We start from the raw sequence: 1,425 nt of genomic DNA on the forward strand, positions 1-1,425 counted from the left end.
ATTATATGCTTCTTCTTCGGCCAATTTCAGCATCACTGAATTCGTGGCTTCAGACATCGACGACGGCAAGCACATCCGCGTTTTCAACTACAACGCCACCACCACTTTGATCAATTCCACTTTTGATATTTCGCTCACGCCGACGCCGACTGATCCGGGTATTGAGTTTAATGGTTTCGGGAACGGAGCGATTGAACGGGCCTTTACCCTCGACCTGAAAGTCGTCGATTCCGCCAACGTCGCCATTGCAGGCGCCTCCGTGGTTTTGAAAGACACCAACGGCACTACTATCCTTTCCGAAACCACTGACGCCAACGGTTTGATCGGCCAGCAGACAGTGACCACGGACGTGTTCAAATACAGCGCCACCAATACCGGCGCCAGAACTAATTTCAATACTTTCTCCCTGACGGTTACCAAATCCGGCAAATTGGATTCTTCCCAGACCTTGGATATTGCGGCGGCCCAGAACTTCTCCGTTGTTTTGGCCGGTGAGTGCGATGCCGACGGCAATGACTTCCCATATCCGATGAAAGTGGATACCACCACTGACAAAACCACCCAAGACGCCATCATTACAGTCTGGGGCACGGAAGCCGGCGCCACTAACTGCGGACTTTCCGGAACTGATACCTGCACGACCGCCATGGGTACCACTGAAGCCAACGCCATCACCTTTGAACAGATCGCCGAATTCGCCAAAGCGGCCAACGGCGCCTGCGCTGCCACTAATCCGGCTGCCGGTACTTTCGCCGTCATCGGCAAACTGAACATCGGCTCCACCACTGCTTCCACCACGTTCGTGAAAACCACTTCCGAGTCCATCGACTTTGCCCGCCAGCTGAAACTCTATGCTTCTTCCACCTTTATCTCCGGCCAAGTGTCAGCCACTGGTTCGCCGTTCGGCGGTTCCACGATTTCTTTCTCCGGCACGGACGCCACCTCTATTAATGAAGGTGAATTCTATATCCTCGCCACTTCCACGGCCCAGCCGCTGGTGCCGGGCGTGCCGCCGGCCACTTTGAAATTGTTCGACTCCATTGTTTTGCACAAAGCGCCTTCGACGACTACTCCGGACGCGCCGCGCGACTTGTATTGGAACGGCACTGTTGAGGCCCGCCGGACTTCTTTTGAAAACTGGCAGGCGGTCCGGTTCTTGAACGCGACCAACACTTTGGTGGACGTCGTGTTTGCCAACCAGTTCCGCGGCTTCTTCCCGCAGGCCAACCAGGGCGCTTCCACCACTTTTGAGACCATCAAATCCCGGCGCAATATCCAAGGGGGATTATATGCTTCTTCTTCGGCCAATTTCAGCATCACTGAATTCGTGGCTTCAGACATCGACGACGGCAAGCACATCCGCGTTTTCAACTACAACGCCACCACCACTTTGATCAATTCCACTTTTGATATTTCGCTCACGCC

General features: G+C 54.2%; 1 protein-coding gene. It reads left to right on the forward strand.

Translation table 11 applies throughout. The features are described from left to right. Positions 1-43: 43 nt before the first annotated feature. Positions 44-1,425: hypothetical protein (locus tag Q7L55_13295; protein ID MDO8733523.1), on the forward strand; the 1,382-nt coding region annotated here is incomplete at its 3' end.

It is taken from the genome of Actinomycetota bacterium, from assembly GCA_030650795.1.
Lineage (GTDB): Bacteria > Actinomycetota > Actinomycetes > S36-B12 > S36-B12 > UBA11398.